This is a genomic window from Ruegeria sp. BHSC037 (assembly GCF_059613045.1).
This window is the reverse complement of record NZ_JBXWRT010000005.1, coordinates 205,718-220,645: the sequence shown is the minus strand read 5'-3', so window position 1 is coordinate 220,645 and position 14,928 is coordinate 205,718. Positions and strand designations below refer to the sequence as shown.

Sequence of the window (14,928 nt, the reverse complement as noted above, 5' to 3'; positions counted from 1 at the left end):
CCGATGTTTTCCGCCCTGTTCATCAGCCGGCCCAAGCTGGCCTTCGTCATTTCACTGGTCCTGACGATCATGGGCATGATCGGTTACATGGTTTTGCCGGTGGCGCAGTTTCCCGATATCACGCCCCCGGTGGTCAGCGTTTCGACCAATTATACGGGCGCAAATGCCGAAACCGTGGAAAACACAGTGGCCGCCCCGATCGAGGCGCAGGTCAACGGCGTGGACGACATGATCTACATGACCTCCACCTCGTCGGACAACGGATCCTATTCGCTGAACATCACCTTCGAGGTCGGCACCGACCCGGATATCGCCTCGGTCAACGTTCAGAACCGGGTGGCGCAGGCCATGTCGTCGCTGCCCGCCGAGGTCACCGCGTCCGGGGTCGTGACCCAGAAAGCGTCGACCAACATGCTGCTGCTGGTGACGCTGACCTCGCCCAGTGGCACCTATGACAGCGTGTTTCTGTCGAACTACGCGTCGATCAACCTCAAGGATGCGTTGGCGCGGGTGCAGGGCGTGGGCAAAGCCGATGTTCTGACCAATCTGGAATACGCTATGCGGATCTGGATGGACCCTGACAAGATGGCTGCCCTGTCGATCACGCCAGGTGACGTGATTTCGGCCATTCGCGAACAGAATATCGAGGTGTCGGCTGGCTCGATCGGTGCCCCGCCAGTGCCCGAGGGCCAGACCTTTCAATACACGATCAAGACCAAAGGACGCCTGACATCGGCCAATGAATTCGGCGATATCGTTATCCGCACCGGCGACGCCGGGTCCATCGTGCGGGTCCGTGACATCGCTCGGGTCGAACTGGGCGCCCAGTACTATGCGGCATCGGGGTATTTCCAGGCCGTGCCCGCCACCGTGATCGGCATCTATCAGGCACCCGGCGCCAACGCGCTGGCCGTCTCCGAGCGGGTCGAGGCGGAACTGGAGCGCCTGTCGCGCGCCTTCCCGACGGATGTGGAATACGCGATTCCGTTCAATACCACCGATTTCGTCGAACAATCCTTGAACGATGTGGTTTCGACCCTGATCCTGACCTTCATCCTGGTGATCTCGGTCGTGTTCGTGTTTTTGGGCAGTTGGCGGGCCACGATCATTCCGGCAGTGGCCATTCCGGTTTCGCTGATTGGAACCTTCGCGTTCCTGCTGCTGTTCGGCATGTCGCTGAACACGATCTCTCTGTTCGCGCTGGTGCTGGCCATCGGCATCGTGGTCGATGACGCCATCGTGGTGGTCGAGAACGTGGAACGCATCATCGCCGAAGAAGGCCTGCCGCCCGCCGAAGCGACGCGCAAGGCGATGGGCCAGATCACCGGCCCTGTCATCGCGACCACGCTTGTCCTGTTGGCGGTGTTCGTGCCCGTGACCTTCATGCCCGGGATCTCGGGGCGGCTGTATTCCCAGTTCGCGGTCACCATTTCCACCGCGGTCGTGATCTCGTCGATCAACGCGCTTACACTGTCTCCGGCCTTGTGCGGAATGGTCTTGCAGGCGCGGTCCGGCCCGCCCAAGGGGCTGCTGGCCGCGTTCGAGGGGTTTATCGGCTCGATGCGCGCGGGCTATGTGGCCATCGTGCGCAAGCTGCTGATCGTCCCGGCAGTGTCCTTGGCAATCGTGGCCGGGTTCGGCTTTGGCGGGGTCACGATCATGTCGAACACCTCCAGCGGCTTCCTCCCGCTCGAAGACAACGGTTACCTGTTCGTCGACATCCAACTGCCCGACGCGGCCACCCTGGAACGGACCGAGGCCGTGACCAAGCGCGTCGACGACCAGATCCGCCAAATCCCCGGCGTGGCCAATACCGTGCTGATCAACGGTTTTTCGATGCTCAACGGCACCATCACCAATGGCGCAGCGATTTTCGCGAACCTCGACAACTGGGACGACCGCCAGGATGAAGACCTGAGCGCCGACGCCATCCTGCAGAAGGTGCTGGCCATCGCCAATGGTGAATCCGCCGCCTCGATCGTGGCCTTTAACCCGCCACCGATCCAGGGTTTGGGCATGTCGGCCGGCGTGGAAATGGAGGTGCAGCAAACCGGAGGCGGCTCGCCTCAGGATCTCGCGTCGGCGGTCGGGTCCTTTGTCTATGCCGCCAACCAGAGGCCGGAAATCGGCCAAGCCTACACGACCTTCCGGGCCAACGTGCCTCAGTTGTTCGTGGATTTGGACCGCGAGAAGGCCAAGACGCTGCAGGTCTCGGTCGCCGAGATCTTCCAGACCATGCAGGCGCAGTTGGGGTCGTATTATGTCAACGACTTCAACCTGTTCGGCCGCGTCTATCGCGTGATGATCCAGGCCGAGGGGTCGTATCGCGACAATGTCGAGGACATCTCCAACCTGTATGTGCGTTCGAACGAGGGCAAGATGGTTCCGTTGGGCACGCTGATCGACGTGGAAAACGTGCTGGGGCCAGTATTGCTGAAGCGGCACAACCTGTTCCGCTCGGCCACGGTGACGGCGGTGCCGGCCGAAGGGCTGTCGACCGGTGACGCCATCGCCGTGATGACCGAGGAATCAGCCACCGCCCTACCCCCCGGTTATGCGTTCGAATGGACCGGTACGGCCCAGCAGCAGCTGGCTTCAGGCGGGCTGGTCGTGGTGATCCTGGGGCTGGCGATCCTGTTCGGCTACCTGTTCCTGGTGGGGCAATACGAAAGCTGGACCATGCCGGTTTCGATCCTGCTGTCGGTGATCGTCGCCCTGTTCGGCGCGGTCGCGGCAGTGGCGATCGTGGGCAGCGACATCAACCTCTATACGCAGATCGGGATGATCATGCTGGTGGGGCTTGCATCGAAAAACGGCATTCTGATCGTGGAATTCGCGATGGAGCAGCGCGCCAAGGGCTTGTCCATCAAAGAGGCCGCCGCCGAGGCCGCGCATCAGCGGTTCCGGGCCGTGATGATGACGGCGCTGTCCTTCCTACTGGGCGTCGTGCCGCTGCTGGCGGCCAGCGGGGCCGGTGCGGCCAGCCAGAAGGCCATCGGCGTGGCCGTGTTCGGCGGCATGTTGGCGGCAACGCTGGTCGGCGTGATCGTGGTTCCGGTTCTCTATGCTGTCATGCAGGGGCTGCGGGAATGGATCAAGGGCAGCAAGGGTTCGGGGCCATCCGAGGAAACGGCCTGAGTTCCCGGCGGACTAGGAACAAAAACCGCCCCGCTGATGCGGGGCGATTTTTCGGCGACCACAATTTCATCAGCCCGCCAGCGCGGGTTCCGCCTGACGGCGCACCTGCATCCACGCGTCCAGCCGCGCGACCTGATCGGCGCTTAGTCGCAGGCCCAGCTTGTTGCGCCGCCAGATCACGTCCTGCGCGGTGCGGGCGTATTCCTTGTCCATCAGCCAGACCACTTCGCGTTCGGTCAGCGTCGCCCCAAAATCTTCGCCCAGATCCGCGGCGGATATTGCATCGCCCAGGATCAGCCGGGCCTCAGTACCATAGGCGCGCACCAACCGACGCGCCCAGCCTTGGGTCAGAAAGGCGTAATCGGCCATCAATCCGTCGATCAGTCCTTGCACCCCTTCAACAGGGAAACCACCGCCCGGCAGGGCAACGCCCGCGGTCCAGGGGCCGGGCAGGTCCGGGAAATGCTCGGCAACCTTGTCCATCGCGCTTTCGGCCAGCCGGCGATAGGTGGTGATCTTTCCCCCGAAAATGTTCAGAACCGGCGCACCACCCTCGGCATCCACCTTCAGCGTATAGTCCCGCGTCGCCGCCGTGGCGCTTTGCGCACCGTCGTCATACAGGGGCCGCACACCGGAATAGGTCCAGACGATCTGCTCCCGCGTTACGGGCTGTTTGAAGTATTTTGACGCGAAGGCGCACAGATAGTCCTGCTCGGCCTCGGTGCAGACGGGCGGTTCGGACGGATCGGGGTGGTCCTGGTCGGTGGTCCCGATCAGGGTGAAATCCTGCTCGTAGGGGATGGCGAAGATGATGCGGCCGTCCTCGCCCTGGAAGAAATAGCATTTGTCATGGTCATACAAGCGCGGCACCACGATATGGCTGCCCCGCACCAGCCGGACCCCTTCGCGCGAATTCGAGCGGATCTTGGTGCGGATGATGTCGCCCACCCAAGGCCCGCCCGCGTTGATCAGCATCCGGGCGCGCATCTCGCGGGTCTCGCCGCTGTCGCAATCCTGCACGGTGATCCGCCAGACGCCCTCGGCCCGCTCGGCCGACAAGACCTTGGTGCGCACCATGATCCGCGCCCCGCGCGCCTCGGCGTCGCGGGCATTCAGAACCACCAGACGGGAATCCTCGACCCAGCAGTCCGAGTATTCATAGGCGGTTTCGAACCGGTCCTGCAGCGGCGCCCCCTCGGGCGCGGTGCGCAGGTTCAAAGAGGTCGTGCCAGGCAGGATCTTGCGCCCGCCCAAATGGTCATACATGAACAGACCCAGACGGATCAGCCAAGCAGGTCGGCGCCCCTTCATCCATGGCATGACGGTCCCCAAAAGGCGCGACGTCGGAGTTTCCGAGTCGAACCGCATGTCGGGGTGATAGGGCAGCACGAACCGCATCGGCCAACTGATATGCGGCATGGCGCGCAGCAGGGTTTCACGCTCGATCAACGCCTCGCGCACCAGGCGGAACTCGAAATATTCCAGATATCGCAACCCCCCGTGGAACAGCTTGGTCGAGGCCGAAGACGTGGCCGAGGCCAGGTCGTTCATTTCGGCCAGCGCCACCGACAGGCCGCGGCCTGCCGCGTCGCGGGCAATACCGCATCCGTTGATGCCGCCGCCAATGATGAAAAGATCGGTGATCGGGGTGTCGTCCTGTGCCATCTGAGCGTGATTCCATATTGCCCGGGAGATGCGCGCATTAACGTCATCGTGGTTCGTTTGGTCAAGGTTTGTGTTCGCTTTTCTTCCTTGCACCCCCCCGTCGAGGAACTTGGAATACAGGATTTTCCCCAGAGTTTTGGCACTATCGAATGGGGCGCGCACCGATACAGGCTTGCGAAATCACACAAAAACGACCAAAAACGAACACAGCCTCGGATCGGAGCCCCCATGTCGCTGTCCTTTCGCCAAACCGACATCCTTGAACTGGCCAAACGGAACGGGCGCGTTTCGGTTGATCACCTGGCCGAGCGCTTCGGCGTCACGGTCCAGACCATCCGCCGCGATCTGACCGAACTGGCCGAGGCCGGCAAGCTGGACCGCGTGCATGGCGGTGCGGTGCTGAGGTCGGGCGTGACCAATATCGGCTATGAGGACCGGCGCGACCTGAACGAAGAGGCCAAGGCCCGCATTGCCCGGCGCTGCGCGGCCGACATCCCCGATGGCGCCTCGGTGTTTCTAAATATCGGAACGTCGACCGAGGCCGTCGCGCGCCAGTTGCTGGGCCACAGGAACCTGATGGTGGTCACCAACAACATGAACGTCGCCAACATCCTGGTCGAGAACCCCGACTGCCAGATCGTCGTGGCCGGCGGCATTCTGCGCCGCGCCGATGGCGGTCTGATCGGGACTCTGACCGTGAACACGATCCGCCAGTTCAAGTTCGATCACGCGATCATCGGCTGTTCTGCCTTGGATGCCGAAGGCGACCTGCTGGATTTCGATTTTCAAGAGGTCAGCGTTAGCCAGACGATCATCGCCCAGGCCCGGCGGGTGTGGCTGGTGGCGGATGGGTCAAAGTTCCAACGCTCGGCGCCTGCCCGCATCGCCTCGCTGGCCGAAATCGACGCCTTCTACACCGACGCCACCCCTCCGGCGCCGCTGCCAGACCGCTGCAAGGAATGGCAGACCCGTCTGGTGATCTGCCGCTGACGGCCGCGCAAGGCCATCGCCGGCAAAGCTTGCCAGATGGCCGACCGCCTGCCACTATCGCGTGAACTGCATCATCGCACGGGAAGGGAGGACCGGGCCATGATCGCACTATTGTTTGCGCTTTTGGCGGCCGTGATGGCTTTGAATTACTTTGGAAGACCCCGGATCGGCACCGCCGTGTTCTTCTTCACGCTGGCGTTGAGCGTCTATTGGCTGAAATACCACGCCACCAGCCAACTGACCATTCAGCTGTAGGAGGCGCCGATGACACCGGACCTGTCCCGTACGTTGAATGCCATCGGCATGCTGGCCGTCAGCCTGGTGCTGGTGCTGGCCTATGTCTATCAGTTGGCGCTTTACGAACTGCCCTGTCCGCTGTGCCTGCTGCAACGGGTGGGTTTCGTGGCGGTGGGCGTCGGGCTGGGGCTGAACCTGCTGTATGGGCCGCGACCGCAGCACTATGCGATAATGCTGATCGCGGCACTCTATGGCGGCAGCGTCTCGGTCCGGCAGATCCTGCTGCATATCGTGCCGGGTACCGGGCACTATGGGTCTCCGGTTCTGGGCCTGCACTACTACACCTGGGCCGCGATCTGCTTTTTCCTGATCCTGCTGGGCACTGCGATCATGCTGATGTTCGACCGGCAATATGTCGAAGACCGCCGCTCCCTGCCACGCTTTGGCGGCAACAAGCTGGCGAAGGTCGCGTTCTTTATCATGCTGGGTCTTGCGGTGCTAAACGCTGGTTCGACGCTGCTGGAATGCGGTCCGGGCATCTGCGCCGACCCGCCGACCAGCTACAAACTGATTGACGACTTGGACCCGGGAAACTGACGACGGGGCCACCGGCCCAGAAGAAGGCGCGAAGATGGACTGCCGGGACAGCCGCTGGGCTTCTACGACTATCTGACATTCGTCGCGCTGATCCTACTGCTGGCGGCCGTGATGGCTCTGTTTCTGTTCATCATGGGCCTGCCCGGCCGGATCGCGATCAAGCGGAACCACCCCCATGCCGAAGCCGTCAATCTGATGGGATGGATGGGTTTCCTGGCCGTGATCCCCTGGGTCCATGCCTTCATCTGGGCCTACCACGACGGGATGACGGTCGACATCCGCCGCCTGCCCGATGGCGAGCGAGACGCGATCCGCAAGGAGATCGAACGCCTTGGCGGACAAGTCAAGGACGAGTACCAAGCGCCCGTGGCGCCGAAGGAAGGCTGAAGCCAAAGGACCCAAAACACCATGTTCGTCGCCCTCGGCATCACGCTTTTCTAATTCATTTTTGTCTGGTTATTTTCTTCAAGGCACAATGGCTCAAGTTCAACGCAGCAGGACCCGACACGGGCAAGTCCGAACTAGGCGCTATTTCGTCAGGCCCGTCAGGCCGCCCGAGATCAGGATATTCACCTCGTACAGGATGCGCGGCGCGGCCAGACCGCCCGGGCTGGCCAGATAGTTGGGGCTCCATTCGGGGTCGAATTTTTGCTTGAAGGCGCGCAGGCCCTCGAAGTGGTAGAACTGCTCACCGTGCTCGTAGACGAAGCCGCCGATCCGGTTCCAGAGCGAGGCGAGTTGCCGGTTCTCGATCCCGGAAAACGGCGCGGCCCCCAATGAGAACCAATGAAACCCTTGGCCGGCGCCCCAGTTCATCATCTCGGCGAACAGAGCATCCATCACAAAGCTGGGGCAGTCGGGCTCGTACCGCATCAGATCCAGCGACAATTCCGACTTGTTGCCGCCCTGAAACAGGTTGGCAAAAGCCACGATCTTGCCTGTCTCGCCGTTCTTCAAAACCGCATGATCGAAATAGGACAGGTACTGTTCGTCGAACCCGCCCAGGGCAAAGCCCTTTTCCGCGCCCGCCTTGCCTTCCAGCCAGTGATCCGAGATCTGGCGCAGCTCGGGCAGGACCGGTGCAAGCTGTTCTTTGCGAATGATCTCGAAGACATATCCTTCACGCTCGGCCCTGTTCCGGGCCTGACGAAACCGTTTGCGGGATTTGCCGTCCAGCGTGAAGCCCTTCAGCGGAACCCGAGCGACCTCACCGATCTTGAGGATCGACAGCCCGAGGTCCAGAAAAGTAGGCAGATACTTGGTGGACACGCTGTAAAAAGCGCAGAGCTTGCCTTCGGCATCGGCCATCTCGCGCAACTGCCAGATTAGCTGCTGGCCGGCGGCCTCATCGCCGACCGGCTCGCCCTTGCTGATCAGCGCGTTGCCGGTGTCGGCATAGGCCAGAAAGGCGCTTTCATCCGGCGCAATCAGAAACTGCTTGTCGCCGGTCAGGCTGATCTGCGCCTCGGTGTCTTCGCTGGCCAGCGCCAAACGTTCGACGGTCGGGGGGATCTCGGTTCTCTGACGCGCGGGGATGGTGCGTCCGAATAGCGAGTTCACGGCCACCACCCCGACGATCACCGCCGCCACCATGCTGGAGCGCAGGAACCGCGAGGCATCGCCGTCCCAGGCAAACTCCCACCACAACGCGTTTTCGTATTCAACGTGGGAATAGGCAAACAACCCGATCCAGAAGATCACCGCCAGCAACGCGATCAGACTGACCAGCCAGGGAATGCTCAGTCGAAAGCTGGATGCGCCGCTGACCCGGTAGAACGCCCCGCGAAACAGGGCCAGCAAACCGATGGCCACCAGCATTCCGATGGCCTCGTGCATATCCAGACCCTTGGCCAGAGACGCGAAGAAACCGCCCAGCATCAGGATCATGGCCACGATCCATGCTCGGTACAGTTTGCGGTACAGTCCCCGTGCCACAAGCAGCAGCAGAACGCCAATGGCGCTACCGGCCAGATGCGATGCCTCGACAAAGGACAGGGGTAGAAAATCGCGCAGTATCCCCAGCTTCGTCGAGCTGGCCGGCAAGCTGCCCGAAATCAGAAGCACTGCGCCGGCCATGGCGGCGATGCCCGCAGCCGCCATCGGAACGATGGGACGGATGGCGCGATAGAACCAGGTCGCCGCGCCCCCCAGCCGGCGGCGATGCGCAACGGCGGTTGCTGTGGCAATCGACAAGCTGGCAATCGCAAAGGGCAAAAAGGTGTAGATCACCCGGTACAGCAGCAAGGCGGCGATCACGTCTGACCGGCCCGAGGCCCCCAGCCCGGCGATCAACGTCGCCTCGAACACGCCAAGCCCACCGGGGGCATGGCTGAGAATCCCGACGGCGATGGCGCAGATGAAGATCGTGAAGAACAGAGGATAGCCGACCCCCAGATCATCCGGCATCAGGACGTACAGAACCATCGAGGCGCCCAGCAGGTCTCCGACCGCCGCGAGGGTCAGAAGCCCCGCCAGTCTGCCGCCCGGTAGGTTGAAACCCAGCCCCGCGACCGACAGGCGCCGGGCGCCGCGTGACAGCCACAGGAACAGCGCGGCAAAGCCCGCCAGCAACCCCAGGCCAATCGCGGTTTCGACCGGCGCGCTGATGGGCAGCACCTGTGCAATCCCGTCCGGGTGAAAGGTCAGCAGCCCCCCCAGGATCAGGACCAGCCCCATCCAGAACGCCACCCACGAGGTCGCGATCACCCCTGCAACCCGCCCCAGGTCGAGGCCCAGCGAAGCATAGATCCGATAGCGGATCGCCGTGCCGGTGATATAGGAAAAGCCGAGGCAGTTCGACACGGCATAGCCACAGGCCCCAGCCAGGCCGGCAACGCGCAGCGGAACCTTGCCCTTAGCAACGCTCTGAACCGCAAAGACGTCATACAGCGACAAGGACACGAAGCTGAACGCCGTCCAGAACACGGCCAGTGCAACCACCCGCCATGGCGTCTGCGCCATGTCCGCCTTGACATCCGACCAGCGGACATGTCCGGCCAGATCATGCAGAACGGTCAGCGCGATCAGGGTCACCAGTACGGGTACCGCCACCCGCACCACGGGTTTTTCCAGTATGGCGGTCACTCGTGCAACCCACGGTTCGGGATTGGGCGGCTTGCCTGTTTCGGTCGTACTCATCCTGCGCCTCCCCACCGTTCCGGTCGCCACCCCCTCAGCGGTGGCAGCCGCCCGCGAAGCTTGGCACAGGTTTGGCCCGGCTCAAAGCGCCCGATTAATACCGCCCCTTGCGGGTGGACAGCAGAAGGTTGGTCTCGGACCGGGTGACGCCTTCGATGCGGCGGATCTGGAACAAAACCTCGTCCAGTTCGGCCAGCGTCTCGGTGCCGATCTCAGCGATCAGATCCCAGCTGCCATTGGTGGAATGCACCGCCCGCACCTGCCGCATCGCCGCGATCCGGGCCATGATCCGCTCGGTCCCGCGCCCTTCGATTTCCAGCATCATCAGCCCGCGCACCGGGCTCTGCGCCACGTCCCGACGGGTCAGGACGGTGAAACCCACGATCTCGCCCGATTGCTTGAGCCGCTGCAGCCGGCTGCGCACGGTCGTCCGGGTGACGCCCAGCAGCTCGGCCAACTCGGACAAAGACGCCCGCGCGTCTCGGTGAAGGGCGCTCAGCAGCCGACTGTCCAGATCGTCCATCTTTTCTTACCAGATTGAAAATACCTGTTCCTTTTTGAGCAATTTGCTCTCTTCCCGCAACCCATGCTGCGCCGATAAATGGGCACATGGATAGAAAACACCTCATTCTGGTCGGTGCGCCGATGGATGCCGGCAAGCGGCGACAGGGCTGCCGCATGGGCCCCGACGCCTATCGCGTTGCCGGGCTGGCCAAGGCCCTTGTGGATCTTGGACACAGCGTCACCGACATGGGCAATGTTCAGCCCGACCCGGTTGATCTGCCCGAACATGACCACCTGTTTGCCCTGCCCGAATGCGTCGGCTGGACCCGCGCATTGGCCCGCGCAGCCAGGGACGCAGCAGTGACAGGCGTGCCGATCTTCATGGGCGGGGACCACGCCCTGTCGATGGGCACCGTCTCGGGCATGGCCGCCCATGCGCAGCAGATCGGGCGCCCGCTGTTCGTTCTTTGGCTGGACGCGCACAGCGATTTCCACACGCCCAACAGCACCGGCAGCGGCAACCTGCATGGCACGCCGGTCGCCTATTTCACCGGCCAGCCCGGGTTCGACGCCTTCCCTGCGCTGGCGGCCCCCGTGCCGACCGACCGCGTCGGCATGATCGGCCTGCGCTCGGTCGATCCCGCCGAACGCGCCGCGCTGGAGAAAGACCGCGCCATGCTGGCCGATATGCGCAGCATCGACGAACACGGCATCAAGGCCCCGCTGATGGCCTTTCTGGACCGCGTCCGCGCCGCGAACGGTATTCTGCATGTCTCGCTGGACGTGGACTTCCTTGATCCCGCAATCGCCCCGGCCGTCGGCACCACCGTTCCCGGCGGCGCCACCGAACGCGAGGCGCATCTGGTCATGGAATTGCTGCACGAAAGCGGGCTGGTCTGCTCGCTGGACCTGGTCGAACTGAATCCTTTCCTGGATGAACGCGGCCGGACCGCGAAACTGATGGTCGACCTGGCCGCCTCGCTGCTTGGACGCCGCATCTTCGACCGCATTACCCGGAGCTTCTGATGCACTCCCTTCAGGCCCCTTCGGCCGTGGTCATGATCCGGCCACACGCCTTTGCCTCGAATCCCGAAACGCGAGATGACAACGCGTTCCAGACGCTGGCCAACCACTCGACCGAGGCGACCTCGGCCGCCGCCCGCGACGAGCATGACCGCGCGGTCGAGCAGTTGCGCCACGCCGGCGTGACCGTACATGTGTTCGACGATTTCGGTGACAACGACACGCCCGACAGCGTGTTTCCGAACAACTGGTTCTCGACCCATCCGGGCGGGCACGTGGCGATCTATCCGATGTTCGTCCCCTCGCGCCGGCGCGAACGGCGGATGGATGTGATCGAGATGCTGAAACGCGACTATCGCGTTCAGGACGTGATCGACTATTCCGGGCTCGAGCAGGACAACCTCGCACTGGAGGGCACCGGTGCGATGGTGCTCGATCACGTCGGGCGCATTGCCTATACCGTCAAATCCAACCGTGCCGACCCGGTGCTGCTGGAACGGTTTTGCACCCACTTCAACTATGAACCCATCGCCTTCGAGGCCAGCGACGCGCAAGGCCGCGATGTCTATCACACCAATGTTCTGATGGGGATCGGCACACACTACGCCCTGATCTGTCTGGACATGATCACCGACCCCGAGCGGCGCGCGACCGTTCGGGCGCGGCTGGAGGAATCCGGCCGCAGGGTGATCGACCTGACCCACGACCAGATCGCTGAATTCGCCGGAAACGCCATTGAACTGACGGGCCGTGACGGGCTGATTCTGGCGTTGTCGAGCCGGGCTTTGGCCGCGCTGCGTCCCGATCAGATTGACATCATCCAGGACAGCGCGACGCTGCTGCCGCTATCCGTTCCCACCATCGAAACCGCCGGCGGGTCGGTGCGCTGCATGATCGCAGGCATCCACCTGTCACGCCGCTAGGAGAGACCCCATGCAACCTTCCGACAAGGCGCTTGTTCCCTTCGTATCCGTCGACAACATGATGCGGCTGATCCACCACATCGGTGTCGAAAGAATGATCACCGAGATCGCCGCCCAGATCGAGGATGACTTCAAACGCTGGGAGAGCTTTGACAAGACCCCGCGCATCCCGGCCCATTCCCCGCATGGCGTGATCGAACTGATGCCAACTTCGGATGGCGAGGCCTATGGGTTCAAATATGTGAACGGCCACCCCAAGAACACATCCGAAGGCCTGCAGACCGTCACCGCGTTCGGCCTGCTTGCGGACGTGTACACCGGGTATCCGACCCTGTTGACCGAGATGACCATGCTGACGGCGCTGCGCACCGCGGCAACCTCGGCGCTGGTTGGCAAATACCTGGCCCCCAAGAACGCCACCACCATGGCGATGATCGGCAATGGCGCACAGTCCGAGTTCCAGTGCCTAGCCTTCAAGGCCATGTGTGGAATTGATACCGTTCGCCTTTATGACATCGATCCCGCCGCCACCGCGAAATGCGCGGCCAACCTGCAAGGGACCGGCTTGAACGTGGTTTCGTGCCGCTCGGCCGAAGAGGCGATCGAGGGTGCGCAGATCATCACCACCTGCACCGCCGATAAGAAATACGCCACCATCCTGACCGACAACATGGTCGGCCCGGGCGTGCACATCAACGCGATCGGCGGCGACTGCCCCGGCAAGACTGAATTGCATCGCGATATCCTTCTGCGGTCCGACATATTCGTGGAATACCCCGAGCAGACCCGGATCGAAGGTGAAATTCAAGCGCTGGACCCTGACCACCCGGTCACCGAGATGTGGCAGGTCATCACCGGTCAGGCCGAAGGTCGCCGTGACGACCGTCAGATCACCCTGTTTGACAGCGTCGGTTTCGCGATTGAGGACTTCTCCGCTCTGCGCTACGTCAAACGCGCGATCGAGGGAACCGAGTTTTTCGAGCCCTTGGACATGCTGGCCGACCCAGACGATCCGCGCGATCTCTACGGCATGCTGATGCGGGCCAAGTGAAGCCCCTTGGCACTGTCTTGCCGGCGGGCTGGTTGGGGGCTCTGCCCCCATCGCCTTCGGCGATCCCCCCGGGATATTTCTGGCCAGATGAAAGGTCTTGCGTTCGGATGGAATGCCAAAGTTCCATGCCTTTCCTTCCGTGCTAGCAGGCGGCAGTGTGTGGATTGACACACCGCAAAATTCATCTGGCTCAAAATATCCCGGAGCGCGAGGCAGGGCCTCGCACATGCAGTTGTGGCTGGGTCAGCCGCCCCCCTAGCCCGCGAGAGAGGGCAAGTAGAGAACGATTGCCGGAAACGCGACCAGCAGCGCAATCGTGACCGCATCAGCCACAAAAAACGGCGCCACGCCCTTGAACACGTCCTGCACGCTCAGATCCGGTCGCACACCTGCCACCACGAAACAGTTCAATCCGATTGGCGGGGTGATCAGGCAGAACTCGGCCATCTTGACCACCAAGATGCCGAACCAGATCGCGCACATGGGTCCGGACATGCCGAATGTGCTGTCGGCCGCGCTTACCGCTTCACCGCCGTTCAGCGCCATGACGGCCGGGTAGACAACCGGCAGTGTCAGCAGGAGCATACCGATCGCATCCATAAACATGCCCAGCACGGCGTAAGCTAGCAAGATACAGATCAGGATCAGCATGGGCGACATGTGCAAGGACGTGATCCAATCGGAGAACGCGCCGGGCAGATCGGCGAAGCCTAGGAACCGGACATAGATCAGAACGCCCCAGATGATCGTGAATATCATCGCCGTCAGCTTGGCGGTTTCCAGCAGCGCTGATTTCAGTTGCTGCCAGCGCATACCGTTGAAAACAGCGAAGCAGAACACGATGAATGCACCGATGGCTCCGCCCTCGGTCGGTGTTCCCCACGCATTTTCTCCAAACGGGTTGTAGACGAAGCAGATGATGATCAAGACCACCGCAACGATCGGCAAGGCCCCCGGCAACGCCGCAAAGCGTTGTTTCCAAGTGAAGCCAGTTACCGGAGGTCCGACCGACTTGAAAACCATCGCAATGCCGACGATCAGCAACCCGTAAACCAGGGCGGAAAAAGCGCCGGGAATGAACCCGGCCAAGAGCAGTTTGCCAACGTCCTGCTCGACGATGATCGCATAGATCACCAGGATCGCCGAAGGCGGGATCAGCGAGGCCAGCGTGCCACCGGCGGCCACCACGCCGGCCGCGAAGCGTTTGTTGTAGCCGACCTCCAGCATCTCGGGGATGGCGATGCGTGCGAACACGGCCGAGGTGGCCACCGAAGCCCCCGAAACCGCTGCGAAACCTGCGGTTGCAAAGACCGTGGACACCGCCAGGCCACCGGGTACCCAGGCGATCCAGCGCTTGGCGGCCTCGAACAGGGCGCGCGTCAACCCGGCGTAGTAGGCCAGATACCCGATCAGGATGAAGGTGGGGATCAAGCTGAGCGTGTGCGACGCCACTTTGGAATGCGGCACCTGTCCGGCCGTCTTGACCGCGACGGTCAGCGCCTTTCCGAACCGATCCGGATCATAGCCGAACTTGGCCCAGAAGACCCACACCAGACCGACAAGCCCCGCCAAACCGGCGGCGAAGGCCACACGCATACCAGCGACCACCAGTACCAGCAGACCGCCCGTAACCCAAAGGCCGATATCAATCGTGTCCATGTG

Annotated in this window: 12 protein-coding genes; 8 read left to right on the top strand and 4 right to left on the bottom strand. The window is 62.6% G+C overall.

Translation table 11 applies throughout. The annotated features are described in order from the left end of the window. Positions 1-3: 3 nt before the first annotated feature. Positions 4-3,138, top strand: coding sequence for an efflux RND transporter permease subunit (locus tag AC2FMN_RS07105; protein ID WP_496687130.1), 3,135 nt, complete (start codon positions 4-6; stop codon positions 3,136-3,138). Between the two features lie 69 nt (positions 3,139-3,207). On the opposite strand, the gene glpD is transcribed toward AC2FMN_RS07105, so the two are convergent. Next, positions 3,208-4,803, bottom strand: a complete 1,596-nt coding sequence (glpD, locus tag AC2FMN_RS07100) for a glycerol-3-phosphate dehydrogenase (protein ID WP_496687129.1) — start codon at positions 4,801-4,803, stop codon at positions 3,208-3,210. A 228-nt stretch (positions 4,804-5,031) separates the two neighbouring features. Between glpD and AC2FMN_RS07095 the strand changes: the two genes are divergently transcribed. The 4 genes from AC2FMN_RS07095 to AC2FMN_RS07080 all read left to right on the top strand — a co-directional run bounded on the left by AC2FMN_RS07095 (position 5,032) and on the right by AC2FMN_RS07080 (position 7,014). Next, positions 5,032-5,793 carry a DeoR/GlpR family DNA-binding transcription regulator gene (locus tag AC2FMN_RS07095; protein ID WP_496687128.1) on the top strand — a complete coding sequence of 254 codons (762 nt, stop codon included), beginning with the start codon at positions 5,032-5,034 and terminating at the stop codon, positions 5,791-5,793. A 99-nt stretch (positions 5,794-5,892) separates the two neighbouring features. Continuing rightward, the gene (locus AC2FMN_RS07090) at positions 5,893-6,048 is read left to right on the top strand and encodes a DUF5993 family protein (RefSeq protein ID WP_490362420.1); all 156 of its coding nucleotides are present in this window, start codon (positions 5,893-5,895) and stop codon (positions 6,046-6,048) included. A 9-nt stretch (positions 6,049-6,057) separates the two neighbouring features. Continuing rightward, complete coding sequence (locus AC2FMN_RS07085; RefSeq protein WP_496687127.1) at positions 6,058-6,627, top strand: disulfide bond formation protein B; 570 nt, start codon at positions 6,058-6,060, stop codon at positions 6,625-6,627. A gap of 39 nt (positions 6,628-6,666) precedes the next feature. After that, complete coding sequence (locus tag AC2FMN_RS07080) at positions 6,667-7,014, top strand: DUF3302 domain-containing protein (RefSeq protein WP_496687176.1); 348 nt, start codon at positions 6,667-6,669, stop codon at positions 7,012-7,014. Between the two features lie 141 nt (positions 7,015-7,155). Here AC2FMN_RS07080 and mprF read toward each other — a convergent pair whose 3' ends face one another. Then, positions 7,156-9,765: a bifunctional lysylphosphatidylglycerol flippase/synthetase MprF gene (mprF, locus tag AC2FMN_RS07075; protein WP_496687126.1), complete on the bottom strand. Its 2,610-nt coding sequence runs from the start codon at positions 9,763-9,765 to the stop codon at positions 7,156-7,158. Between the two features lie 94 nt (positions 9,766-9,859). Beyond that, positions 9,860-10,288 (bottom strand): Lrp/AsnC family transcriptional regulator, encoded by a 429-nt coding sequence (locus AC2FMN_RS07070; RefSeq protein WP_005983707.1) that lies wholly within the window; start codon positions 10,286-10,288, stop codon positions 9,860-9,862. Between the two features lie 86 nt (positions 10,289-10,374). Here AC2FMN_RS07070 and rocF point away from each other — a divergent pair, with 86 nt between their 5' ends. From rocF to ocd, 3 genes are read left to right on the top strand one after another with little or no spacing between them, the layout of a single operon-like run. Continuing rightward, positions 10,375-11,295 carry an arginase gene (gene rocF / locus AC2FMN_RS07065; RefSeq protein WP_496679725.1) on the top strand — a complete coding sequence of 307 codons (921 nt, stop codon included), beginning with the start codon at positions 10,375-10,377 and terminating at the stop codon, positions 11,293-11,295. Then, positions 11,295-12,215: a citrulline utilization hydrolase CtlX gene (gene ctlX, locus AC2FMN_RS07060; protein ID WP_496687125.1), complete on the top strand. Its 921-nt coding sequence runs from the start codon at positions 11,295-11,297 to the stop codon at positions 12,213-12,215. Before rocF ends, ctlX begins: the two co-directional genes overlap by 1 nt. Positions 12,216-12,225: 10 nt before the next feature. Beyond that, positions 12,226-13,266, top strand: a complete 1,041-nt coding sequence (gene ocd, locus AC2FMN_RS07055) for an ornithine cyclodeaminase (RefSeq protein ID WP_496687124.1) — start codon at positions 12,226-12,228, stop codon at positions 13,264-13,266. 255 nt (positions 13,267-13,521) lie between these two features. Here the strand turns inward: ocd and AC2FMN_RS07050 are convergent, their stop codons facing one another. Next, the gene (locus AC2FMN_RS07050; RefSeq protein ID WP_496679719.1) at positions 13,522-14,925 is read right to left on the bottom strand and encodes a TRAP transporter large permease; all 1,404 of its coding nucleotides are present in this window, start codon (positions 14,923-14,925) and stop codon (positions 13,522-13,524) included. Positions 14,926-14,928: the final 3 nt, after the last annotated feature.